Source organism: Nakamurella sp. GG22 (assembly GCF_052976845.2).
Genome location: NZ_JBRIIO020000012.1, coordinates 70,574 through 92,769 on the forward strand (window position 1 = coordinate 70,574; position 22,196 = coordinate 92,769).

Sequence of the window (22,196 nt, forward strand, 5' to 3'; positions counted from 1 at the left end):
AGCCGAAGATCGCCAACGGGGTCTCCGAGTTCCTTGGCGAAGTGTTCGGCGCGGTCGAGTCGTGCATCACGTGCTGGGCTGCCACATCGAGTTGACCGCTACGCCGGGGGTCGACTATCCCGGGCTGACGACCTACCAGCCGGATGAGCCGCCGCTACAACTGCCTCTGAGCATTCTGCGAGACGTCCGTGCGGCGCTCGACGAGATCGGCGAAGAGTCGCAACGGCGCGCCTTTTGGATCCTTCATCCTGTGCCCGTGGACGGGTGAGCGCGCTCAGATGCAAAAGACAGTCTGGTGTCACTGCGGTTAGCAGGTCCTCGACATTGGAAACCCGACCCCGGCCGGTCCACCATTTTGGGCCACGTCCCCACCGACACTCAGTGCTCGCTCGTCGAGTGGCAGCGCCATCAAGCCAACGGCCAGCATCGCCCAGACGCACACTGCCCCGGGTGACGGCTCGACCAGCCGTCTCAGAAAGATCTCCATGCTGAGTGCCATGAGCCCTATGCGACCCAGGCGCACGGGCTCTCTTGCCCAAGCGGGAACTTGGTCCCGGACGCCCTGTTGGGACGCCTCAGTGAAGACGGACGAGTCGAGTATTAGTCCGGATAAGCCCGCCAAAGCCATCCGATCGACGGCCACCAGCGCGCTGATCAGCTTTGAGACCGAGCCCGGCGACCACAACAGCCTGCGCTACCTCTGGCTCGCCGTCGACGACGTCGCCAGAGTCATCCGACCGGCACCGACCACCACAACGGGAAGGGAAGAGACGAAACCCTGCTGACGGCCCGAGCACGGTGCCACGCCGGTGCCACGCGGTCTATATCTTGCTCGCTACCACCATGTAGTTCTCGGCCTCCGGGTTGAACGTGCTCCTTTCCGCGTGGAGTCCGACTCGGTGCAACTCGACTTCGAGTTCGTCGTGTCGGTAGGGCCAGCACGACAGCAGTTCGGAGCGGACAAGAACCGACCCAGCCGCATCAACTTGCGCGACCGCAATCTCGATGTGGTGCTCCTCCTCCCAATGCGGCGCAATCTCCCAGCGGTAGACGACGACGGCATTGCGTCCGTTCCGGCGGACGAGTCGATCACTGATGTCCAGCCGGGAACCTCTGGCCCTCACGAGTTCCCAAGTGCGGGAGGTGAGTACCAAGCGTCCGCCACGGCGTAGAAGCCGTGACATCGACTCCAGGGCAGCAAGCCTCCCTGTCGCGCCTAAGGCATGGTGCAGCGAGTTGCCTACGCAGAACACCATGTCGAAGGTGGAGTCATTGAAATGGTCGGGCAGCTCTTGCCAGTCCGCCCGCACTGTCCGGACAGGTGCCCTGAACTCCTCAGACAACTCCGCAGTCCGGCGAACCATCGCTTCGCTGGCGTCGGTCGCGACAACCTGCATGCCAAGGCCAGCGAGGCCAACCGCGAGTTGTCCGGTACCGCACGAACAATCGAGGACTTGAGCGTTTGACGGAAGGAGACAGGTGACGTCAGCGAACGCCGAGGCGAACTCGGGGGGCGTCAACTTCGCGTCCGAGATAAGCCACTCGTACACCTCGGCAAGCACGTCATAGCCCGTCACAACTACTACCTCCGTCCGCGGCAGACCCACGCTGGCACATCAGTACATCAGCGGAGCAAGTCGTTTCGCCAATGCTTTCGCGTGGGGGCAACCCCGTCCGCCCACGCCGTTGCCGGCTGCCGATGTTCTCAACTCGAGTTGGCCTGGGGCGACGGCCCTCCCGCACGGCGATCCCGGACGGGAGTGTGCCTCACTCGAGTACTAGTCCAGATAAGCCTGTATTCGATGCCCGACGCTCAATGTCGATCCGCGTGCTCGGTCCCGGCTGGCCGCGATGATCGGAAAACTGCGCGACCGTATCGACGAAGCCCGCACCAACGGTTGGCTCGGTGAATCCAAGGTCTTCAAATGGGCAAGCAACGGGACGCAGGCGATCAAGCAGGGCCGGCCAGCACCCTGACGGGCGTCCCGTCCAGCCAGCCCAGGATGTCCTGCACGGCATCGCCATAGGCGACCTCGTAGGCCTGCCGCGACACGAACCCGACGTGCGGGCTGAGGATGGTCCGAGGCGTGGAGAGCAGAGGATGGCCGTCCGGCAGCGGTTCGATGTCGAACACGTCCAGCGCCGCCCCGGCGATCGTGCCGTTGCGCAGGGCGGCGACCAGGGCGTGCTCGTCGACGATCGGCCCACGGGAGGTGTTGACGAGATACCCGTCAGGGCCGAGCATCTCCAGCTCAGCGGCACCGACCAGTCCGCGGGTCCGGCGCGACAGCAGGGTGTGCAGGGTGACGACGTCGCTGCGCCGGAACAAATCCGCCTTGCCGACCAGTTCGGCGCCGTGCTCGGCGGCCACCTCCGCCGTCAGGTTCTCACTCCAGGCGATGACGGTCATGCCGAACAACCGCGCGATGGCGGCGACGCGTTGCCCGAGCCTGCCCAGCCCCAGAATGCCGAGGGTGCTCCCGGCCAGCTGCAGCGGAACGGTCCGCTGCCAGTCGCCCGCCCTGGTCCTGCGGTCCTCCCCCGGTAGGTCGCGGACCACGGCCATGATCAGCGCCCAGGCGAGCTCAACGGTGGATTCCGCGACGAGACCCGTTCCGCTGACGGTGATCCCGAGATCGCCCGCTGCTGCCAGCTCGATCGACTTGTTCCGCATCCCGGTCGTGACGAGCAGCTTCAGCCGGGGTAACCTGGCAAGAACCTCGCGCGGGAACGGGGTCCGCTCGCGCATCGCGACGACCACGTCGAACGGCTCCAGCCGTTCGACCAGGGCGTCCGGATCGTCCAGGTGGTCGGCGAACGCCACCACCCGTCCGCGGGCGGCCACCGGCCCCCAGTCCACCACTGACGTTGCCACGCCCTGATAGTCGTCGAGAATCGCGACCGCGATCGGCGACGTGGGTGGCATCATCATCCGACGTGACCGAAGACGAGATCATCCGGTTCGTCGCGCGCCTGCCGGGCGTCGAGACGCTCACCGTTACCGCAGACTCCGGCGCACCCGAGATCGCCTGGGGCGACTCGTTCTTCTTCTACGACCCCGACCGCACGATTCCGGCGGACAACCGCCTGCCGTTCGTCACCATCGTGACGAAGAACTACACCGGCTTCGACGAGGCGTCGGAGCTGGACCGCGACGGTGTATTCCGGCTGAACATCGCCGTCGGCAGGCGGGCTTTCGAGGAATTGGTCGGCTACCCGCCCGCCGGGCACGCAGCGCACCGGGCGGACGTCGATTACGCGGCGCTGGACACCGTCATCCCGCATCCGCTCTACGCCGCGCAGGGCTGGGTGGCGATTGTCAATCCGGGTGATCAGACCGCCGAGCTGGCGCGGACGCTGATCACCGGGGCGCACCACCGGGCGGCGGAGCGACACCGGCCGCGCGACTGACGGCAAGCGGTTCACTGGAAGCCCGCGATCGGCCGGGGTGTGTACGGCTCCTCCAGCGAGGCGATCTCGTCGTCGGTCAGTGTCAGGTCCAGCGCTGCCACCGCGTCGTCGATGTGCCCGATCTTCGTGACGCCGACGAGCGGTGCCGTCACCACCGGCTTGGACAGGATCCAGGCCAGCGCGACCTGCGCCCTGGGAACCCCGCGGGCTGCGGCGATGTCGGCGACCCGCCGGACGATCCGCTCGTCGTCGGCGGCGTACAGGCTGGCGATCAGCGGGTCGGATCCGGTCCGCGCGCTATCGGCCGCCCAGTCCCTGGTCAGCCGCCCCCGGGCCAACGGACTCCACGGGATGACGCCGATGCCCTGATCGGCGCACAGCCCGTGCATCTCGCGTTCCTCCTCGCGATGCAACAGGTTGTAGTGGTCCTGCATCGAGACAAAGCGGGTCCACCCGTGCAGGTCCGCGGTGTACAGCGCCTTCGCGAACTGCCAGGCGAACATCGACGACGCACCGATGTACCTGGCCTTTCCGGCCTTCACCACATCGTCCAGCGCCTCGAGCGTCTCCTCGATCGGGGTTCCGTAGTCCCACCGGTGGATCTGGTAGAGATCGACGTGGTCCATGCCGAGACGCTGCAGGCTGCCGTCGATCTCGCGCATGATGTTCTTGCGCGACAGGCCGCCCGTGTTAGGTCCGGTTCGACCGCTGAAGTACACCTTGGTGGCCACCACCACTTCATCGCGGCGGGCGAAGTCCTTGAGCGCCCTGCCGACGATCTCCTCGCTGCTGCCATCGGAGTAGGAGTTCGCGGTGTCGAAGAAGGTGATGCCCTGCTCGACGGCGTACGCGATCATCGGCCGGGCATCGTCCTCGGGCATCGTCCAGGGATGGTTGCCGCGGGCCGGGTCGCCGAAGCTCATGCAGCCCAGGCAGATCCGGGAGACATCCAGCCCGGTCGAGCCGAGTTTGCGATATTCCATGGCGGCTGTCAGGCCCTTCCTGTCGTGAGCCGGGCGGTCTGCGCGGCAGGTTCGTCGTCGGCGCGGAAGATTTCCGCGAGGGCAGCGACGAGTGCGCGGGTCGTGCCGCCGCCGGGCGCCCCGTGGTCCGGGTTGTGTTCGACGAACGTCATGGCGGCGCAGCGCGGATCGGCGACGAGTGTGCGCAGCAGCGCGACCAACTGCGGCAGCGTCAGCCCGCGGCCGTAGATCGGAACGTCCGCCGCCGGGGTGTCGAGGAAATCAAGCACGTCGACGTCCACGTGCACCACGAACGGGCCGGCGCCGACGGCCTTGATCGCCGCCCGCGCGGTCCCGCTCTGGTCCGTCGCGACGTCGGCGGCGGTGAATCGTGCGCTGGGCACCAGCCCGTGCACGTCCTCCTCCTCGTCGGCGTACCCGACGAAGGCGATCCGCTCGGCGGTGAGCAGGGGCCTGCGGGCGCCGACCGCGGCGATCTCCGCGACCGTGCCGGGTAGGTCGAGCACGTGCGCGACCCCCATGCCGTCCAGGATGGGCTCCTCCGGGTGGTCGACGGGGATCATCAGGTCCTGGCCGCCGTCCACGTACACCAGCGCGACGTCCACACCCCGGCTGACGAAGGCGTCCACCACACCGATCACCACCGTGCACTCACCACCCAGGACGAGCGGCCGCTCACCGGCGTCCAGGATCGCTCCGACCTCGGTCGAGGTGGCACGCAGCACATCCGCCACCTGCCCGACATTGTTCGGCGTCCCGTCGGCGCCGGCCGCCCGCCAGCGGGTGACCGGCAGGTCGCCGTGGTCCTCGAGAGCCACACCGGTTGCGCGGAGCGTGTTCACCAGACCCGCGGCGCGCAGCGCGGCCGGCGCCTTCTCGATGCCCGGCCAGTGCGCGGCGGCACTGGACGGCACCCCGAGCAGCCCCCAGCTCCGGTCGACCGCCCGACCCGCCGGTGACGTCACCGCGTCCTCCTCGGAAGCCCTAGGACTCGTTGACCACCCGGGCCAGCGCGGCAGGCCGCGGCCCGGCGATCACATCCTCCAGGAGCAACAGCTTGCCGTCCGGCCCGGTCAGCGGCACCCGCCAGTTGGGGTACTCGTCGGTGGTCCCGGGCTGGTTCTGTGTCCGGCGCTCGCCGACCAGATCGGACAGCGCGACGCTGATCAACTTCGACGGCGTCCAGGTCAGATAGCGGTGCAGGGCATGCACAGTCGCCTCGACCTCGCTGTCCGTCGCATCGGGCGCGTCGGGTGGCGTGGCCGCTTCGGCGGCGTCGGTCACCGCACCGGTCAGGGCGCCCCGGCGGCGCAACTCCTCCAGCCATGCACTGCGCTCGGCGTCGTCAGCGGCGAGTTCGTCCTCCAGCGTCCGGGTGAGCAGCCCGAGTTCGTGCCGGAGCTTGACGTGGTCGCCGGCGAGGTAGCCGGCGGTCGGCGGGAGGTCGTGGGTGGTCACCGACGCCAGGGCGTACTCGCGCCACCACTCGGGCCGGAGCGGCGCCCCACTGCCGTCGAACTCGAACTCGAACCAGAGGATCGAGGTGCCGAGAATGCCGCGCTCGCGCAGGTAGTCGCGCACCCACGGCTCGACGGTGCCGAGGTCCTCACCGACCACCAGCGCGTCGGCCCGCTTCGCCTCGAGGGCCAGGATGCCGATCAGCGCCTCGTGGTCGTACCGCAGGTACGTGCCCTGGGTGGGCCCGTTGCCCTCCGGGATCCACCACAGCCGGAACAGCCCGATGATGTGGTCGATCCGCACCCCGCCGGCCGCCCGGAACACCGTGGAAACCAGCGCCCGGAACGGGGCGTACGCCTGCTCGGCCAGCCGGTCCGGACGCCACGGCGGTTGCTGCCAGTCCTGCCCGTTCTGGTTGAACGCATCCGGCGGGGCACCGACCGTGATGCCCGCGGCGAACACGTCCTGCAGCCCCCACGAGTCCGAGCCCCAGCGGTGCACGCCGACCGCGAGATCGTGCATGACGCCGATCGGCATCCCGGCCCGCAGCGCGGCGGCCTGGGCGGCGGCGAGCTGCTCGTCGAGCACCCACTGCAGCCAGCGGTGGAAGTCGACGACGTCCTCGTTGGCCGCCCGGAACGCGTGCACCGCCGGTGACGCCGGCGACCGGAGCTCCTCCGGCCACTGGTGCCAGTCCTCGCCGTGCTCCTCGAACAGCGCGCACCAGGTGGCGAAGTCCTCGAGGCCGGCTCCTTCCCGTTCCCGGTAGGCGCGGTAGGAGATCTCCCGGCCCGCCGACCGCGGGACCGCGTGCACCAGTTGCAGCGCCGCCCTTTTCGCCGTCCAGGCGATGTCCCGGTCGATCCGGTCCAGATCGTCCAGCCGGCCGTGCACGTCGGTGCGGAGCAGGTCGACCGTGGCCAGCCCGGCCGCCGGCAGTTCGGCGTACTCGGGGATGCGCTCGACCCGCAGGTACAGCGGGTTCCGGAAGCGGCGGGTGGTCGGCAGGTACGGCGACGGCTCCATCCGGGCAGCCGGCTCCGCGGCGTGCATCGGATTGACCAGCACGAACCCGGCCCCGAGGTCGGCGCCGCCCCAGACGGCCAGGTCCTCGAGGTCGCCGACGTCACCGACACCCCAGGATCGTGACGACCGCACGCTGTACAGCTGGGTGGCGATGCCCCACACCCGCTTCTCACCCATCCGGGACGGGAACCCGACCCAGGACGGCGTGACGATCAGCGAGGTCGACGCCTCCGCGTCCGGCGCCGATGCCCGCAGCGTGTGGTACCCCAGCGGCAGCCCGGCCGGAAGACGGAAGGTCGCCTCCCCGACCAGCCGGCCGTCCAGTTCGCGCGGGCCGGCGTTGTTCTCCAGCTGTTCGAGATCGGAACGGACTCCGCCGCGTTCCAGCTCGATCCAGACCGAGACCGGGTCACCGTGCCGGACGTGCACGTCGACGGTTGCTTCGGCGCCCTCGCGGACCACCCTGACCGGCGGCAGCATCCGCCGCCACGGTGCATCCTGCTGTTCGCGTGCGGCCTGCTCGGCGGCCTCCGGTGTGGAGGCGTCGATGTCCAGCGCCGCGAGGACCTTGACGATCGTCTCGGCGGGAACGTCGACGTGCCGGCCCTGCCAATCCCAGAAATCGGTGGCAATGCCGTACGTCTCGGCCAGCCGGCGCAGTGCGGGATGCACATTCATGACGACGTCGTCCTCGTTCCAGGGCAGCGCTTCTCGGTGCAGCGCAGTGCGGTGAGGGAACCGTACCGGTCCCCGGCGGCGGGCGATCAACGCGAGCGCACGCTGGGAATGCAGGTCCGGGGCGGTGGACCGGCGACAGCCCGCCCCAGCACAGGGATAGCCAGCTCACAGCCCGCCGAACGCACCCTCCGCAACCGCGGGGCGTCTTACCTACGTGCCACCGACAGCACAACGCTGCCGGAGCATGCCACTGAACTGACTCGAACCCACACTGATTCGACGTGACGACCCACTGGAAGGAGCACGAACGATGGCTCCCCTGTTTCACAGCATGATCACCGGCCTGCGCGTTCGGCTCCGTCAGCGCGGCCGGACCTCCATGTCCCGGGCGCTGCGGCTGACCGGCGCTGCCGTTGCCGCCTTTGCCGTCGCCCAGGTGCTGTTCCCGAGCACCGTCCCGATCCTCGCTCCGCTGACCGCGTTGCTGGTCGTCGAGATCACCCTGAAGGACATCGTGACCAGCGGAGTCCAGCGGGTGGCCAGCGTGACCGCCGGCGTGCTGCTCGCCGTCGGGTTCTCCAGCATCGTGGGGCTGACCTGGTGGAGTCTCGGCGCACTGCTTGCCGTGTCCATCCTGGTCGGCCAGATTCTCCGGCTCGGGCCGCACGCACTCGAGGTCCCGATCAGCGCGATGCTGGTGCTGGCCGCGGCCGGTGCCGAAGCGGCCGCCGTCGACCGGATCAGTGAGACGCTGATCGGCGCCGCGGTCGGCGTCGCCGTCAACCTGCTGTTCCCGCCCGCGGTGCAGTCCGACTCCGCCGCCGAGGCCGTGCACCGGTTCGCGTCACAGCTGGCCGGCCTGCTCCGGACATCCGCCGCCGAACTGCGCGACCCGATCACCCAGGAACAGGCCGAGCGCTGGATGGACGATGCCCGGGTGCTCAGCCGCAACGTGCCCAAGATCGACACCGAACTGGACCAGGCGGCCAACAGCAGGCGGCTCAACCCCCGCGCCCTGGTCGTCCCCGACATCAGCAACACCCTGCGCGCCGACCTCGACGCGCTGGAGCACACCACCGTCGCCGTCCGCAGCATGTTCCGGTCGATCCGGGACGGTGTCCGGTACAACCCGACGGTCGACCCGACAAGGGGCGAGGCGCTGCGCGAGCTCTACGGCGCGCTGCTGCTGGACCTCGCGGCGACGATCGAAGCGTTCGGCGACCTGGCGAAGGCCGAGGGCACCGACACCATCGTCGAGACCCAGCAGGAAGTCGCGGCCGCGCTTGCCGCGCTGAGCGAGGCACACGACCGGATCGACGACCTCCAACTGATCGACATCGGTTCCGAGGAGAACGGCTGGGAGCTGAGCGAGCCCGTGCTGGAGGCGGTCGAGCGGGTGTTGCGCGACCTGGACATCAACGAACGCGGGCGACGCCGTCAGGCGGCCAGGCTTGCCATGCGGGTCGACCCGTTCGAGATGGTCAAGTCGGCGCACCACCTCTTCCACGCCCCCCACCGGCCGGGCGGCCCCGACCGGCCCTCGCCCCGCCGGGCGCCACTGCCGGGGACCGACAGGCCGGCCGCAGATCGCTCCGGTTCCGACCGCCGGGAGGTCGCGGCCGAGCAGACCGGCCCGCACCGGCTGCCGGTCAGCAGCCGGAGGGCACCGGTTCGCCGCCCGTCGGCGGTCGACACCGCTAAGCTGCAGGCCGTCGGCCGGCCGTCCGGCAGCCCGATCAACGGACCCGCCCGCCGGCCGTGACAGGGCCGGACGAAGATCTTCGTCCATGACCCGCCCGCTGATCGGCATCACGACCTACCGCGAGCCGGCGACCTGGGGTCGCTGGGACCGGGTCGACGCGACACTGCTCCCCGCCGCCTACACCGACGCGGTGCGCGGCGGCGGGGGGACACCGCTGCTGATCCCGCCGCTCGGAATCGGAGACCAGGCCTCCGCGATCGTCGCCCGGCTCGACGGCCTGGTGATCTCGGGCGGTTCGGACGTCAACCCGTCGCGGTACAGCGCAGAGCCGGGCCCGTGGACGATCAACTGGCGGGACGAGCGGGACGTCTCGGAGATGGCCCTGCTCGACGCGGCCGACGACATCGGGCTGCCCGTGCTGGGTATCTGCCGCGGGATGCAGCTGATGGCCGTCACCGCGGGAGGCTCGCTGCTGCAACATGTTCCGGACGTCACCGGGTCGGATCGGCACTCCCCCGGCCCCGACATCTACGGCGCGATCGAGGTGCGGACGGAGCCCGGGTCGCGGCTGGCCGGCATCATCGGTGACGCGGTGACGGTCGCCTGTCACCACCACCAGGTGGTTGTCGATCATCCCGGTTTCGTGGCCGTGGCCACCGCCGACGACGGTCTGCTGGAGGCGATGGAAACCCCGGGTGACCGCTTCCGGCTGGGCGTCCAATGGCACCCGGAAACCCAGGCGGACCGGCGGCTGTTCGAGGCCCTCGCCGCGGCCGCCGGGCAGTGGCGGCAGGACAGCTGACCGGTCGCGCCGACACGGCCGCCAGGAGTCGTCCGGTGCCGCGGGCTGTGTCAGGCTGACCCGGTGCGCATGCAATTCGCCACCGGCCCCGATCCCACCGACCTGTTGATGCTCCCGTGGTCGACCCCGTTGGCGCAGTGGCCCAAGGAGAAGCTGGTCTCGCTGCCGCGCGGCATCTCCCGGCACGTCGTCCGGTTCGTGCGGATCGGCGGCATCGTGTACGCGATCAAGGAGATCAGCCAGGGGCTCGCGGATCACGAGTACGAACTGCTGCGCGAGCTCGCCAAGGTGGGGATCCCGGTGGTGCAGGCCATCGGCGTGGTGGGCAACCGGATGACACCGGAGGGCGAACCACTCGACGCCGCACTGGTCACCAAGCACCTGCGGTTCTCGCTGCCGTACCGGGCGTTGTTCTCCCGTCGGCTCGACCCGGACCTCGAGATGAAACTGCTGGACGCGCTGGCCGAACTGCTGGTGCGGCTGCACCTGGTCGGGTTCGCCTGGAAGGACTGCTCACTGTCCAACACGCTGTTCCGCAGGGACGCGGGAGCGCTGGCCGCCTACCTGGTCGACGCCGAGACCGGCGAGATGCGGGAGAGCCTGTCCAACGGGCAGCGGGCGCAAGATCTGGACATCGTCGAGACCAACCTGGCCGGCGAGCTGCTGGACCTGCAGATGTCCGGCCTGCTGTCGGAGGCGGTCGACCCGCTGGAAACCGCGGTGTCGGTGGTCGAGCGCTACGAGAAGCTCTGGGACCTGCTCACCGCGCCGCAGACCATGGGCGAGGACGAATGGTGGCGGATCGAGCAGCGGCTGCGGAAGCTCAACGAGCTCGGCTTCGACGTCGCGCAGATCCAGATCAACGAGAAGGACGGCGACCCGCGCGTCATGGTGCAGACGCAGGTGGTCGACGCCGGTCACCATCGGCGCCGGCTGTTCTCGCTCACCGGCATCGATGTGCAGGAGAACCAGGCACGCCGCATCCTCAACGATCTCGACACGTACCGGTCGCAGGCCGTGATGCCGCAGACCGAGGTGGACGAGGACACCGTCGCGCACCACTACGTCACCGATGTGTACGACCCGGTGATCGAGGCGATCCCCCGCGACCTGGCGGAGAAGCTGGAGCCGGCCGAGGTCTTCCACGAGGTCCTGGAACACCGCTGGTTCCTCTCGCAGGCCGCCGGCCACGAGGTCTCCATGGAGCTCGCGACCAAGTCCTACCTGGAGAACGTGTTGCGCCACCGGCCCGACGAGAAGGCATTTCTCGACTCGAGCCTGATGGGTGTCGGGGCGCTGGACGCCGACGACATCATGGACTCCGACGACATCATGGACGATGAGGGCGCCGACTCGCCGTAGCCGACGGCGCCTTGGTTGCGGGGCGTTGCTCCTGCACGATCCGATTGAGCCGGATGACGCGACCACGGGCGGCGTGCCCGGTGCCGATGCCCGCCGGATGGCGTGTGGTGTGGCGGACGGCGCCTCCGGAGCCGGCGCCCCTCGCGCCGGCCACGCCGACGGTGGCCAGACCGACGGCGAATCGGAGGCGCCGCGACCACCCGGGTAGTGCCGCGACGGCCCTACCCAGCGCCCCAGAGCTTCAATCGGTGATGCTTCGATCAGTGGTGCTTCGATCAGTGGTGCTTCCAGCGGTGGTGCTTCGATAGGTGACCGAGGTGGCGCATTCGAACGTCATCCGGTGTCCGGATCGGCATGATCCGGCGACCCGATGCCGCCTTGCTGACCGCGTTGTTGGGGCTGGTCACCGTGCTCCCCTCATACCCGACACGTGTTCTGTCACTGAGGAGATCGGCGACACGTGGCTGATACCGTTTGCACCAGCACGAATTCGCCGCTTTTGGTCGGATTGCGTACGCCCGTGTCGACGCTGGGAGAACAGTCATGACGACCGTCCGAGGAATGGGCACGATCGCTGCGAAGTACTGGTGGGTGCTGCTGGTGCGCGGCATCCTGCTGGTGATCCTGGGCATCCTGATGTTCGCCTGGCCGCAGGCCACCCTGACCGTGTTCGTGGTGCTGTTCGCCGCCTATCTCTTCGTCGACGGCATCATGAACATCTTCGAGGGCTTCTCCGAACGCAAGGCGGGCGAGTCGTCGACCTGGTCGTTCGTCTCGGGCGCGCTGGCGATCATCTTCGGCATCGTGGTGCTGGTCTGGCCGCGCGGGGTCGCGACCGTCTTCGTCTACATCATCGCGTTCTGGGCCATTCTCGCCGCGATCGCCGGCATCGCTGCCGGGTTGCGGCTGCGGAAGACGCCCGGCTCGGGTTGGGTCTGGTTCCTGGCCTGGGGAGTGCTGGCCGGCCTCTTCGGCATCATGCTGCTCGTCAACCCTGGAACCGGCATCCTCGGTTTGCTGTGGCTCGTCGCGATCTGGGCAATTCTGAGCGGCATCGTGTTCATCATCGCCAGCTTCTTCGTCCGCAAGGTGGGCAACGCGATCGTCAGCGACCCCGCCTACTGACCCTGCAATGCCGCCGCCGCGCCGGCTTTCAGCAGGGCTTCCGCCGGGTTCTCCGCCGGTTGTCGCTGCGTCACGCGAGCAGATGCGCTGGGACCTCGGGCGTCCTAGTGTCGGAGTCCCCACCGAAGCGGAGTCCGTCATGACAACTGCCTCCCCCACCGTCCTTCCTTCGTCCACCGCGCTGGTGCTGATCGAGTACCAGAACGACTTCACCTCCGAGGGCGGCACGCTGCACGCGGCCGTGTCCGACGTGATGGAGCGGACCGGCATGCTGCAGAACACGGTCGACGTGGTCGAGAAGGCCCGTGCCGCGGGAGCGACCATCGTGCACGTCCCGATCTCGTTCGCACGCGGGTACGGCGAGATCTCCCAGCAGCCGTACGGGATCCTGGCCGGCGTCGTGGAGTCCAACTCGTTCATCAAGGGCACCTGGGGGGCCGAGATCGTGGACGAGATGACGCCGCAGGAGGACGACATCCTGGTCGAGGGCAAACGCGGCCTCGATGCCTTCGCTTCCACCAACCTCGATTTCATCCTGCGGTCGAAGGGCATCAGCACCATCGCGCTCGGCGGGTTCCTGACCAATTGCTGTGTCGAGTCCACGATGCGGACCGCCTACGAGAAGGGTTATCAGGTCTACACCCTGACCGACTGCGTCGCGGCGACCTCGGTCGAGGAACACGAGAACGCCATCAGCAAGGACTTCCCGATGTTCTCCCGGCCGGTCGCGAGCACCGATTTCCTGCAGGCGATGTCCGGCTCCGGTGAACTGGCCGACAGCTCGCGCGGCTACTGATCCGCCGTCCGGGCGACCGACCCGACGCGGACGACGCCGGCCGGGTGACGAGCGGACCGGTTGTCGGTAGCCGGTCCTACAGTGGGCAACACGCCACCGCCAAGCTGGAAGGGCCCTTTCTGATGACTGACCTCGCCACCGCTCGGACCCTGGCCGCGACCACGGCGGATTCGACGGAAAAGGCGGACCGGGCACGCACCGCCGAGCTGCAGAGCCGGCTGGAGGATCACCGCCGCGAGCTCGCCGGGTACTGCTACCGGATGCTCGGGTCGACCTTCGAGACCGACGACGCCGTCCAGGAGACGATGGTCAGGGCATGGCGCGCGCTGCCACGGTTCGACGGCCGGTCGTCGCTCCGCACCTGGCTCTACCGGATCGCCACGAACGTCTGCCTCGACCTGCTGAACGGCCGGAACAGGCGGGCGCTGCCGATGGACTTCGGGCCGTCCTCACCACCCGTCGCGGCATCGTTGGGCGAGCCGAAGGCCGAATCATTGTGGATTCAGCCGATGCCCGACGGGTCCGTGCTGAGCGGGGGCGATCCCGCCGATGTTGCGGTGGAACGGGACAGTGTGCGGCTGGCGTTCATGGCCGCGCTGCAGCATCTGCCACCCCGGCAACGCGCCGTGCTCATCCTGCGCGAAGTATTGCGCTGGAGCGCTGTAGAGGTGTCACAACTGCTCGACACCACGGTTGCCTCGGTGAACAGTGCCCTGCAGCGGGCCCGCGCCACGCTGGCCACCGCAGACCTCGCTGACGACGACAGCTTCGACCCGGTCGACAGCGCTCAGCAGGAACTCCTCGCGCGGTATGTCGCCGCGTTCACGGCCTACGACATCTCGTCGCTGGTCACCCTGTTGCGGGAGGACGCGACCGCGTCGATGCCGCCGTTCCAGCTCTGGCTGCAGGGGAGCGCCGACATCGGTCGGTGGCACCTCGGGCCGGGGGCGTCCTGCAGCGGGTCGGTGCTGGTCCCGGTGCAGGCGAACGGGTCTCCCGCGTTCGCGCACTACCGCCCGGGGCCCGACGGGCACCTGCCGTTCGGCATCCAGGTACTGGACCTGCGCGGCGATCGCATCGCCCGGATCACGTACTTCCTGGACACCGACCTCTTCGAACGGTTCGGGCTACCGGCGAAGATTTCCGCCGACGGACGGGCGTTGCCGACCGACTGAGGAGTGAGCCGGCGGCTTCAGTCGGTTTCCGGACCCCAGCAGTATGCGCAGTTGTCGTCGCACCTGCGGTCGGTGGCTGTGGGGGTAGCGGTGAGGGCCGGGGCAGCCGCGACTGGGGCGGCCGGAGTGGCCATGCGGGTCAGTGGCCGGAGCTCGTCGGTTGTCGAAGCGGCAGGCGGGTGCTCTGCCGTTCGGTCTTCGTACATCAGAGCAGTCATGCTCATGGGACGCCGATCACACGGAATGGTTGACGGTTTCCGCACTGTCCGGTGAAGTGACCCGCGTCACGACCGTGTGCGGTAGGCGTCAGGCCCAGTTCAGTTCAGCCGCCGAGTTCAGTCCAACCACGGACCGACGCCGGTGATCTTGGTCGGGCGATAGTGGGCGATGATGCCCGGCGGCGGCTAGGGCATCGGCGGAAAGTCCGTCCCAGGTGAGCGTCACGAGGTGCGCGAGCGGGCCGGTTTCGAGGAACGCGCGCGCAGCAGCATTGAACGTGACCATTCTCGGGACATTGCCACAGCATCGGATCGGACGGCTAGGGCAATTGGAGTGCCCGATTCCCGGTTGTGCGTCACCATGGCCGGATGCTGGAACCCGCGGCCGAGCATCGCTTCTACGGCGACCTCTCACCGTGGTGGCCGCTGATCTCGCCGCCGGAGGAGTACGCGGAGGAAGCCGCCTTCGTCGGCAGCCTGCTGGCGGACGCCGACGGTCCCGTCGAGTCCGTGCTCGAACTGGGCAGCGGCGGCGGACACAACGCCGTCCATCTGACGCCGCACTTCACCCTCACCCTCGTCGATCTCTCCGACGGCATGCTGACGGTGTCCCGCCGGCTCAATCTCGGGTGCGAGCACATCCAGGGCGACATGCGTGACGTCCGTCTGGGCAGGACCTTCGACGCCGTCCTGATCCACGACGCCATCGACTACATGACCACCGAGGCGGACCTCCGGCTCGCGGTGCGGACCGCCTTCGAGCACTGCCGTCCGGGCGGGACGGCGGTCTTCGTCCCCGACGCCACGGTCGAGACCTTCGAGCCGTACAGCGACCACGGCGGCGTCGACGACCCCGCCACTTCCGGGCAATCCGGCGCCGCGCCGGGCCGCGGCGTCCGGTACCTCGAGTGGACCTGGGACCCGGATCCGTCTGACAGCTGGGTGCAGACCGACTACGCGTTCCTGCTGCGGGACGGCGACGGGACGGTGGACGCAGTTCACGAGACGCACCGGACCGGCCTGTTCAGCGTTCCCGTCTGGCTGCAGGTGCTCCGCGACGAGGGTTTCCGTGCCACCACGGTGCGGGAAGAAACCACCGAGGACCGGACGCCCCGGGTGGTGTTCGTGGGCCGTCGGCCGCGCTGAGGCTCACCCGGGCCTGTCCCGACAGCCACCACCCCGCGCAGCCCATGACAGCCGCGGGCCACGCGCAGCCGGCCCCGACACCCAAACCCCCGCGCCCCACCACAGCCGCGGGCCACGCGCGGCCGGTCCCTCGCGTCGACTGCCACGTCAGCAGTGAAATCCTGCCCGCCGACGCTCGTTTTCCCTGCTCAGGTGGCAGTGGACGGTGGTCGGGCCGCCTGGCGCGCGCGACCTGCAGACGGGGCGCCGGCCGACGCTGGTTCAGCGCTTCAGCCACCGCCGGACCTGCTTGCGGGTCAGTGCCTTCCAGGCCGTTGCGAACTCGGCGATCGCGGCGTCGCCCCGGACCTGTTCGAGCGCGTGCAGCCGGCCGATGGTGAAGGCGTTGTCGCCGTCGAGGTGCATCCGGACGCCCAAACCGCGCAGCGCCTCCCGGGCCACCACGCTGTCCTGGTGCTCGCCGAGCACCTCCTGGAGGTCCTCGGCGGCCTCGGCAAGCGCAGTCGCCTGGGCGCCGAACGCGGACTCGACCGACTCCGCCGCGTACCGCAGCCGCTTCGCTGCCTTGCGGATCTCGTGGTACCACTCGTCGCGCTCGCGCAGGTCCTCCGGTGCGCCGTGCCCGACCAGGCCGTCGACCCTGTCGTACGCCTTCCTGACCCGCTTGGTCAGCACCTTGTCCGCGCGGCCGTCCGCCTGTTCGGTGAACGGCGGCGCGATGACCAGGTCGTCCAGCTGGTCGAGCAACTGGAAGTAGCGCTCAGAGTCCAAGGCTTCGACCAGCTCGTCGTGGGCCTTGCGGTGGTCGCTCTGCAGCTCGACCTCGATGCGCGCAGCGATCGGTCCGAGGACCAGGTCGGCCGGTTCGGCGGCCACCTCGTCGAGCAGCCGCATGCGCAGCACCTCCGCGTCCCGTGCCCCGCCCAGCTCGCCCGCGATCCACTTGAGCTCGTTCCGCAGCGGGTCGGTGATCTCCCGGTTCACCAGTGGGCGGAAGGTCGCCAGTGCGCTGCGGAGCCGCCGCGTCGCCACCCGCGCCTTGTGCACGCCGTCCGGCACGTCATGCCTGGCCTGTTCGCCGCGGACCAGCAGGGCGTCGAACTGCTCGATGAGGTGGGTCTGGACCACGTCACGGGCGGGGCTGTGTGTGGTCAGCGGATCGATGGTCGGCCGCTTCGGTAGCGCGGTCAGCCGTTCGCCGAGGGCGCGGGCAAGTTTCGACGCTGACGCCGACGGCCCGGCCCCGGCGTCCAGCATCACGGGACCGGCGGCGTCGAGCAGTTCCACGGGCCCGTCGACCAGCTCGATCTCCCACTCCCGCCACGAGCTCAGAACGGCCCCGTCGGTGCCGAACGCCTCGGCGTTGACCTGGTCGTCGGCCGCCTCGGCCAGCACGGTGTCGCCGTCGCCGAGCAACCGGTACACGGTCCGTTCGGTGCTCAACGTGGCGACCGGCCGCAGCTCCCGTCCCCTGGTCCACATCTTCGTCAGGTCGACCAGTGATGCCGGGACCGGGCTGTCGTCATCGCCGAGGGGCTCGCCGTGCTCCAACCGACCGCCGGCAGCGGCGGGAAGCTTGAGGTGCCAGCCCGCATCCGAGCCGCCGGTCCGTCGCCGGAGGGTGACCTTCGCCCGAGCCAGATCGAGGCGCTCGGTGTCGTAGTAGGTGGCGCGCAGCGAGAACGTCTCGGGCGCGGCGACTCCGGTGACGCCGGGCAACCCGCTCAGGTCGACCCATCCCAGTGCCGCATCGACTTCATATTTGCGTTCGAGCTCGAGGTGCTTGGACGTCATGCAAGTGGTCTACCAGAGCGGCAGGTCAGGCTCTCTGGAAGGACCCTCGCCGGGTGCTCTCAGCGGCTCGCGGCACTGCGGTGACCAGCCAGGACCCAGCCGGCGACGGCCGAGTCCCAGACGATCGGGGTGCCGGCGCGGTAGGGGGTGGAACAGCAATCACAACGTCCCGCTCTGGTGGCGGGGACTGGGGCGCTCATCTGTCGTCCTAAGGGTGTGTTGTGGGGCCGTCGGGGGACGGCCGCAGATCGGGCGGTGGCCCGGGGAAGTCCGGCTGACCTTCAGGAGGCAGCGCTCGGACGGTGATACGGGAAGGTCGAAATCGTGTCTGACCCTGGTGCCGGGTGGTCCACCTCGGCGCCGGTGCACGTGCGTGACCTGACTACGAGGCTAGACAGAGCGGCCCGCGGCAGGCAAGCCGGCCGCTGTTAACTTCGTGCGGCGAACGTGTGTCGGCCGGCTTACCCAGCGGCCGGCTCGAGCAGGAGGAGACGCGATGACGCCACCCAGCGGACCCACCGGATCGCCGCCCGAGTCCGGGCGCACGGCCCGACCCGTCGCACTGGTCACCGGGGCCGGCCGGACCGCCGGCATCGGTGCCGGCATCGCCACCAGACTGGCCTCGGACGGCTGGGACGTCGCAACCGCGGGATGGGTGCCGTACGACGAGCGGATGCCCTGGGGATCCCGGGACGACGACGCCGCAGCCGTCGAGCGAGCCGTGCGGGCGGCCGGCGCGCGGACGGTCACCCTGGCGGAGGATCTGACGGACCCGGCAAGCCCGGCGCGGCTGTTCGACGACGTCGAGGCGGCCCTCGGCCCCGTGACCGCCCTGGTGATGTGCCACTGCGAATCGGTGGACTCGTCGCTGCTGGACACCACGGTCGAGAGCTTCGATCGGCACTTCGCCGTCAACTCCCGGGCCAGCTGGCTGCTGATCGTCGAATTCGCGCGCCGTTTCCGGGGACCGGACGGCCCGAATGACCGGAGCGCCGGCCGGATCGTGGCCCTGACCAGCGACCACACCGTTCACAACCTGCCCTACGGGGCCAGCAAGGGTGCGCTGGACCGGATCGTCATCGCCGCCGCCCGAGAGCTTCAGGACCTGCGGATCACCGCCAACGTGGTCAACCCCGGTCCGGTCCAGACCGGGTGGATATCGCCGGAACCGATGGCGGAGATCGCGGCGGCGTCACCGCTGGGCAGGGTGGGGACTCCCGCCGACACCGCTTCGCTGGTGTCGTTCCTGTGCTCGCCCGACGGCGGCTGGATCAACGGTCAGCTGCTGTACTCCGACGGCGGCCTGCACACCTGATCCGGGACACCCGAGCCTGCCTACCTCAGCCTGCAGGCGGCGGTTCGGTGAAGGAGACCGACCCACTAATTCCAACGCCGGGGACGACCGGCGCCGCAATCAGGTCGGCGGGTGGTAGAGGGCCCGGCCGGACCGGTCGAAGACGTGCGCGCGACCGGCGTCGGCGGTGATCGTCACGACGTCGCCCAGCCGGGCGGCTGTCCGACCGGGGAACCTGGCGACCAGCCGCGCACCGGCGATCTCCACCGTCAGGAAAGCGTCCCGACCGTTCCGGCCGATCGCCCGAACGGGCCCGGTCAGCCGGACGGAATCGGGGTTGGACCGGTTGTCCGCCTCCCGGACGTCCTCCGGCCGCAGGCCGAGGATGACGTTCCGGTCGAGGTGCGGTGCCAGCTCGGGCGGCACCGGCTGCCAGGTCGGCAGGGTGCGCTCCCCCACCTGGTAGCCGGCCATCCCGCCGGAGGTGACCAGCCGGCCGGGCAGCGCGCCGATGGGCGCGTCACCGATGAAGTCGGCGACGAACAGGTCGGCAGGCATGTCGTACAGCTCCCGCGGCGTACCGACCTGGACGAGGCGCCCCGCCTTCAGGACGGCGATCCGGTCGCCGATCGCCAGGGCGTCGGACTGGTCGTGGGTGACATACAGGGTGCTGACCTTGGTGGACCTGACGGTCTCCGCGATCACCCTGCGCATGCGAGCCCGCTCGTGGATGTCGACGTGCGCGAGCGGCTCGTCCAGCAGGAACGCCTTCGGGGTGCGGACCAGTGCACGGCCGATCCCCACCTGACCCTGCTCGCCGCTGGACAGCTGGTTGGGCATCCGGCGCAGCAGCTTGCCGACCCGGAGCCGTCGGGACTGCTGGTCGACACGGCGCTCGACCTCCGGTGCCGGCACCTTGCGGGTGGAGAGCCCGAACCCCATGTTGCGGGCCACGTCGAGCAGTGGCATCAGCTGGGTCCGCTCGAAGACCATCGCCAGGTCGCGTTGGGCGGGGTCGGAACTGGTCGGCCGACCGGCGACCAGCACCCGCCCCGACTGGAGCTTGGCCAGGCCCGCGATGGCCCGCAGCAACGTCGACTTGCCGCTTCCGGACGGCCCGAGCACGGCCAGCAACTCCCCGGGGCGGGCGAGCAGGGTGATGTCGTGCAGGGTCACGGTGCCGTCCCGCTGGACCACGGTGGCGCCGTCCAGCCCGGTGCAGCCCGGCACCTCCGCGCCCGTTCCGTCGCTCATCCCCGGCCCTCCTGTGCTCCTCCCACGGTAACCGTCAGGAGAAGGGGTGAACCCGGGCTTTTCTGGTGAACCATCGTCGGTCCGTGCCGGCGAAGGCCATAACCTGACCCGACACCGTGGACGCCTGACGTGACGGCGGCCGGCGGGCTGTCCCCGCGACCGACGCCAGCAGTGCTGCCATACCTGCCCGAGCATTCGATCAGTCGCCCGAGGAGCACATGTCGTGACGATCGACAACACCTGGCTGTACGAGACGCGGCGCGAGCTGTACCGGCAGTTCCCGGTGGCGTCGGTCGCGTACTCGGCCGACGGCCACGGCGCCTTCTGGACCGGGCCGTTGGACCTCGGGATCGAGACCGGGTCCATCGCTGTCGCCGAGCACGCTGACGGGTCGCTGGTCGTGCTGCACATCCAGGACGCGCACATCGTGGAGCGCACGGGCCCCGAACTGTCGATGGCGCTCGCAGAGGGCGCGCTGAGCACCGTCGCCAGCTCCGCGCGGGTCACCACGATGATGCGCGCGACCACCGGATCCGCCGCGATCCTGGGTCATCTCCTCGCCGATCGCTTCGCTCCCGTCGGTTCGGCACCCGGCGCCTCAGGTCCGTTCGGCGAGATCCCGTTGCGGGCGGCGACCGAGGCCGAGCTGGCGACCGTGGCAGCCGGGCTGGATGGAAACCATCCGACGATCGTCGTGGGCTCCTACCGGCAGTCCGGTGGCGTCCCGGCCCGGCTCCGGGCGAAGGGATTCGGCCGGCACACATTCATGTGCGGACAGTCCGGTTCCGGCAAGACCTACACCACCGGTGTGCTGTTCGAGCGACTGCTGGCCAACACCGGTCTGCCGCTGGTCGTCATCGACCCGAACTCCGATCACGTGCACCTCGGTGCGCTCGCCGACCCGGCGGACACCTCGCCGGAGGGGAACAGGTACCGGGAACTGGCTCGGTCCGTCCGCGTCGCCGGGGCCCGTGGCCAGGGCGCCGACCTGATCCTCTGCGCGGACTTCAGCGACTTCGACCTGGACGTGCAGGCCCTGCTGCTGCAGCTGCACCCGATCCACGACATCGACGACTACGCCCAGCTCCGACAGGTGGCCGCAACCCTCGCCGAGCCCTACTCGGTGCATGAACTGGCCGCGGTGGCCGCCGGCCGCCCCGAGTCCGAGCACCTCGCGCTGCGCATTCGGAACCTCGGCCTGGACACCTGGGACCTGTGGCGGCGGGACGGGGAGCCGTCCCTGCTGCGCGACTACCCCGGTGAGCTGCCGCGGTGCCTCGTCCTGGATGTCGGCAGCCTGACCCGGCCCGACGAACGAACGGCCGTGTCACTGGTGTTGCTGGGCAACCGGTGGGCGCACCGCCGTGAACGGACGCCGATGCTTCTCGCGGTCGATGAGGCGCACAACATCTTTCCTGCCTCGACATCGGATCCGCTGCTCCTCAGGACCGCGGAGTACGGCGCGTTGATCGCCGGCGAGGGCCGCAAATTCGGGCTGCACCTGTTCGTCGCCAGCCAGCGGCCCAACAAGGTGCACCCCAACGTGGTGTCGCAGTGCGACAACCTGATCCTGATGAGGATGAACGGTGCGGGCGACATCGCGGATCTCGACGAGATGTTCTCCGCCGTACCGCCGCCGCTGCTCCGGCAGGCAACCGGCTTCGGGCTCGGCCAGGCGTTGTTCGCCGGGCCGATCTCCCCGGTCCCGCTGCTCGCCCAGGTCGGCAGCCGCATCACCCTCGAAGGTGGTGGGGACGTCCCCACGACCTGGGCCGCAGCGCGCTCAGCAGCCGAATGACGGCCGCTGCCGGAGTGACAAAAAAAGGGCTCAGAGCCGCCGAGGGGACTTGAACCCCTAACCGCCCGATTACAAGTCGGGTGCGCTACCAATTGCGCCACGGCGGCGGGCCAGGCGAACCGGGCCTGCCGGGTCAACACCCGGCGTGGATCAGCGTAGCCGGAACCGGGAGCC

The 22,196-nt window shown here is 69.5% G+C and carries 20 protein-coding genes and 1 tRNA gene; 12 read left to right on the forward strand and 9 right to left on the reverse strand.

Annotation, left to right across the window (positions count from 1 at the left end; translation table 11 throughout):
- The first annotated feature begins 61 nt into the window (after positions 1-61).
- Complete coding sequence (locus ACVBEQ_RS13695) at positions 62-268, forward strand: hypothetical protein (protein WP_447153950.1); 207 nt, start codon at positions 62-64, stop codon at positions 266-268.
- Positions 269-578: 310 nt separating this feature from the next.
- Positions 579-785: a hypothetical protein gene (locus tag ACVBEQ_RS13700; RefSeq protein ID WP_447153860.1), complete on the forward strand. Its 207-nt coding sequence runs from the start codon at positions 579-581 to the stop codon at positions 783-785.
- Between the two features lie 36 nt (positions 786-821).
- Here the strand turns inward: ACVBEQ_RS13700 and ACVBEQ_RS13705 are convergent, their stop codons facing one another.
- The gene (locus ACVBEQ_RS13705; RefSeq protein ID WP_447153944.1) at positions 822-1,577 is read right to left on the reverse strand and encodes a class I SAM-dependent methyltransferase; all 756 of its coding nucleotides are present in this window, start codon (positions 1,575-1,577) and stop codon (positions 822-824) included.
- 374 nt (positions 1,578-1,951) lie between these two features.
- Complete coding sequence (locus ACVBEQ_RS13710; RefSeq protein ID WP_447153861.1) at positions 1,952-2,932, reverse strand: D-2-hydroxyacid dehydrogenase family protein; 981 nt, start codon at positions 2,930-2,932, stop codon at positions 1,952-1,954.
- 5 nt (positions 2,933-2,937) lie between these two features.
- On the opposite strand from ACVBEQ_RS13710, the gene ACVBEQ_RS13715 reads away from it, so the two are divergent.
- The gene (locus ACVBEQ_RS13715; RefSeq protein ID WP_447153862.1) at positions 2,938-3,411 is read left to right on the forward strand and encodes a DUF6194 family protein; all 474 of its coding nucleotides are present in this window, start codon (positions 2,938-2,940) and stop codon (positions 3,409-3,411) included.
- Between the two features lie 11 nt (positions 3,412-3,422).
- Here ACVBEQ_RS13715 and ACVBEQ_RS13720 read toward each other — a convergent pair whose 3' ends face one another.
- Genes ACVBEQ_RS13720 through malQ form a run of 3 tightly spaced genes read right to left on the reverse strand, consistent with a single transcriptional unit; the run spans position 3,423 to position 7,556 of the window.
- Positions 3,423-4,394 carry an aldo/keto reductase gene (locus ACVBEQ_RS13720; RefSeq protein ID WP_447153863.1) on the reverse strand — a complete coding sequence of 324 codons (972 nt, stop codon included), beginning with the start codon at positions 4,392-4,394 and terminating at the stop codon, positions 3,423-3,425.
- 8 nt (positions 4,395-4,402) lie between these two features.
- Positions 4,403-5,359: an arginase family protein gene (locus ACVBEQ_RS13725; RefSeq protein WP_447153864.1), complete on the reverse strand. Its 957-nt coding sequence runs from the start codon at positions 5,357-5,359 to the stop codon at positions 4,403-4,405.
- Positions 5,360-5,378: 19 nt separating this feature from the next.
- Complete coding sequence (gene malQ / locus ACVBEQ_RS13730; RefSeq protein ID WP_447153865.1) at positions 5,379-7,556, reverse strand: 4-alpha-glucanotransferase; 2,178 nt, start codon at positions 7,554-7,556, stop codon at positions 5,379-5,381.
- A gap of 310 nt (positions 7,557-7,866) precedes the next feature.
- On the opposite strand from malQ, the gene ACVBEQ_RS13735 reads away from it, so the two are divergent.
- The 6 genes from ACVBEQ_RS13735 (at position 7,867) to ACVBEQ_RS13760 (ending at position 14,518) form a co-directional block, all read left to right on the forward strand.
- Positions 7,867-9,318, forward strand: coding sequence for an FUSC family protein (locus ACVBEQ_RS13735; RefSeq protein ID WP_447153866.1), 1,452 nt, complete (start codon positions 7,867-7,869; stop codon positions 9,316-9,318).
- A gap of 25 nt (positions 9,319-9,343) precedes the next feature.
- Positions 9,344-10,060 carry a gamma-glutamyl-gamma-aminobutyrate hydrolase family protein gene (locus tag ACVBEQ_RS13740; RefSeq protein ID WP_447153867.1) on the forward strand — a complete coding sequence of 239 codons (717 nt, stop codon included), beginning with the start codon at positions 9,344-9,346 and terminating at the stop codon, positions 10,058-10,060.
- 69 nt (positions 10,061-10,129) lie between these two features.
- Positions 10,130-11,422: a DUF4032 domain-containing protein gene (locus tag ACVBEQ_RS13745; protein ID WP_447153945.1), complete on the forward strand. Its 1,293-nt coding sequence runs from the start codon at positions 10,130-10,132 to the stop codon at positions 11,420-11,422.
- A 543-nt stretch (positions 11,423-11,965) separates the two neighbouring features.
- Positions 11,966-12,547, forward strand: coding sequence for an HdeD family acid-resistance protein (locus ACVBEQ_RS13750; protein WP_447153868.1), 582 nt, complete (start codon positions 11,966-11,968; stop codon positions 12,545-12,547).
- Positions 12,548-12,686: 139 nt separating this feature from the next.
- Positions 12,687-13,343, forward strand: coding sequence for a cysteine hydrolase family protein (locus ACVBEQ_RS13755; protein ID WP_447153869.1), 657 nt, complete (start codon positions 12,687-12,689; stop codon positions 13,341-13,343).
- A gap of 122 nt (positions 13,344-13,465) precedes the next feature.
- Positions 13,466-14,518 carry a sigma-70 family RNA polymerase sigma factor gene (locus ACVBEQ_RS13760; RefSeq protein WP_447153870.1) on the forward strand — a complete coding sequence of 351 codons (1,053 nt, stop codon included), beginning with the start codon at positions 13,466-13,468 and terminating at the stop codon, positions 14,516-14,518.
- 306 nt (positions 14,519-14,824) lie between these two features.
- On the opposite strand, the gene ACVBEQ_RS13765 is transcribed toward ACVBEQ_RS13760, so the two are convergent.
- Positions 14,825-15,022 (reverse strand): hypothetical protein, encoded by a 198-nt coding sequence (locus ACVBEQ_RS13765; RefSeq protein ID WP_447153871.1) that lies wholly within the window; start codon positions 15,020-15,022, stop codon positions 14,825-14,827.
- Positions 15,023-15,105: 83 nt separating this feature from the next.
- On the opposite strand from ACVBEQ_RS13765, the gene ACVBEQ_RS13770 reads away from it, so the two are divergent.
- Positions 15,106-15,882: a class I SAM-dependent methyltransferase gene (locus tag ACVBEQ_RS13770; protein ID WP_447153872.1), complete on the forward strand. Its 777-nt coding sequence runs from the start codon at positions 15,106-15,108 to the stop codon at positions 15,880-15,882.
- Positions 15,883-16,143: 261 nt separating this feature from the next.
- On the opposite strand, the gene ACVBEQ_RS13775 is transcribed toward ACVBEQ_RS13770, so the two are convergent.
- Entirely contained in the window at positions 16,144-17,676 is a 1,533-nt protein-coding gene (locus tag ACVBEQ_RS13775; protein ID WP_447153873.1) for a CYTH and CHAD domain-containing protein, read from the reverse strand.
- A 496-nt stretch (positions 17,677-18,172) separates the two neighbouring features.
- On the opposite strand from ACVBEQ_RS13775, the gene ACVBEQ_RS13780 reads away from it, so the two are divergent.
- On the forward strand, positions 18,173-18,991 hold the full coding sequence (locus tag ACVBEQ_RS13780) for an SDR family oxidoreductase (protein ID WP_447153874.1): 819 nt from the start codon (positions 18,173-18,175) through the stop codon (positions 18,989-18,991).
- A 99-nt stretch (positions 18,992-19,090) separates the two neighbouring features.
- Here the strand turns inward: ACVBEQ_RS13780 and ACVBEQ_RS13785 are convergent, their stop codons facing one another.
- Positions 19,091-20,224: an ABC transporter ATP-binding protein gene (locus tag ACVBEQ_RS13785; protein ID WP_447153875.1), complete on the reverse strand. Its 1,134-nt coding sequence runs from the start codon at positions 20,222-20,224 to the stop codon at positions 19,091-19,093.
- 223 nt (positions 20,225-20,447) lie between these two features.
- Between ACVBEQ_RS13785 and ACVBEQ_RS13790 the strand changes: the two genes are divergently transcribed.
- Entirely contained in the window at positions 20,448-22,022 is a 1,575-nt protein-coding gene (locus ACVBEQ_RS13790) for an ATP-binding protein (RefSeq protein WP_447153876.1), read from the forward strand.
- 34 nt (positions 22,023-22,056) lie between these two features.
- Here ACVBEQ_RS13790 and ACVBEQ_RS13795 read toward each other — a convergent pair.
- Positions 22,057-22,129, reverse strand: a tRNA-Thr gene (locus ACVBEQ_RS13795).
- Between the last annotated feature and the right edge of the window lie 67 nt (positions 22,130-22,196).

Coding starts and splice junctions, on each gene's coding strand:
- ACVBEQ_RS13710 (WP_447153861.1), bottom strand. CDS start 2,932: ATGATGATGCCACCCACGTCGCCGATCGCGGTCGCGATTCTCGACGAC.
- ACVBEQ_RS13720 (WP_447153863.1), bottom strand. CDS start 4,394: ATGGAATATCGCAAACTCGGCTCGACCGGGCTGGATGTCTCCCGGATC.
- malQ (WP_447153865.1), bottom strand. CDS start 7,556: ATGAATGTGCATCCCGCACTGCGCCGGCTGGCCGAGACGTACGGCATT.
- ACVBEQ_RS13735 (WP_447153866.1), top strand. CDS start 7,867: ATGGCTCCCCTGTTTCACAGCATGATCACCGGCCTGCGCGTTCGGCTC.
- ACVBEQ_RS13740 (WP_447153867.1), top strand. CDS start 9,344: ATGACCCGCCCGCTGATCGGCATCACGACCTACCGCGAGCCGGCGACC.
- ACVBEQ_RS13745 (WP_447153945.1), top strand. CDS start 10,130: ATGCAATTCGCCACCGGCCCCGATCCCACCGACCTGTTGATGCTCCCG.
- ACVBEQ_RS13750 (WP_447153868.1), top strand. CDS start 11,966: ATGACGACCGTCCGAGGAATGGGCACGATCGCTGCGAAGTACTGGTGG.
- ACVBEQ_RS13755 (WP_447153869.1), top strand. CDS start 12,687: ATGACAACTGCCTCCCCCACCGTCCTTCCTTCGTCCACCGCGCTGGTG.
- ACVBEQ_RS13760 (WP_447153870.1), top strand. CDS start 13,466: ATGACTGACCTCGCCACCGCTCGGACCCTGGCCGCGACCACGGCGGAT.
- ACVBEQ_RS13765 (WP_447153871.1), bottom strand. CDS start 15,022: ATGGTCACGTTCAATGCTGCTGCGCGCGCGTTCCTCGAAACCGGCCCG.
- ACVBEQ_RS13770 (WP_447153872.1), top strand. CDS start 15,106: ATGCTGGAACCCGCGGCCGAGCATCGCTTCTACGGCGACCTCTCACCG.
- ACVBEQ_RS13775 (WP_447153873.1), bottom strand. CDS start 17,676: ATGACGTCCAAGCACCTCGAGCTCGAACGCAAATATGAAGTCGATGCG.
- ACVBEQ_RS13780 (WP_447153874.1), top strand. CDS start 18,173: ATGACGCCACCCAGCGGACCCACCGGATCGCCGCCCGAGTCCGGGCGC.
- ACVBEQ_RS13785 (WP_447153875.1), bottom strand. CDS start 20,224: ATGAGCGACGGAACGGGCGCGGAGGTGCCGGGCTGCACCGGGCTGGAC.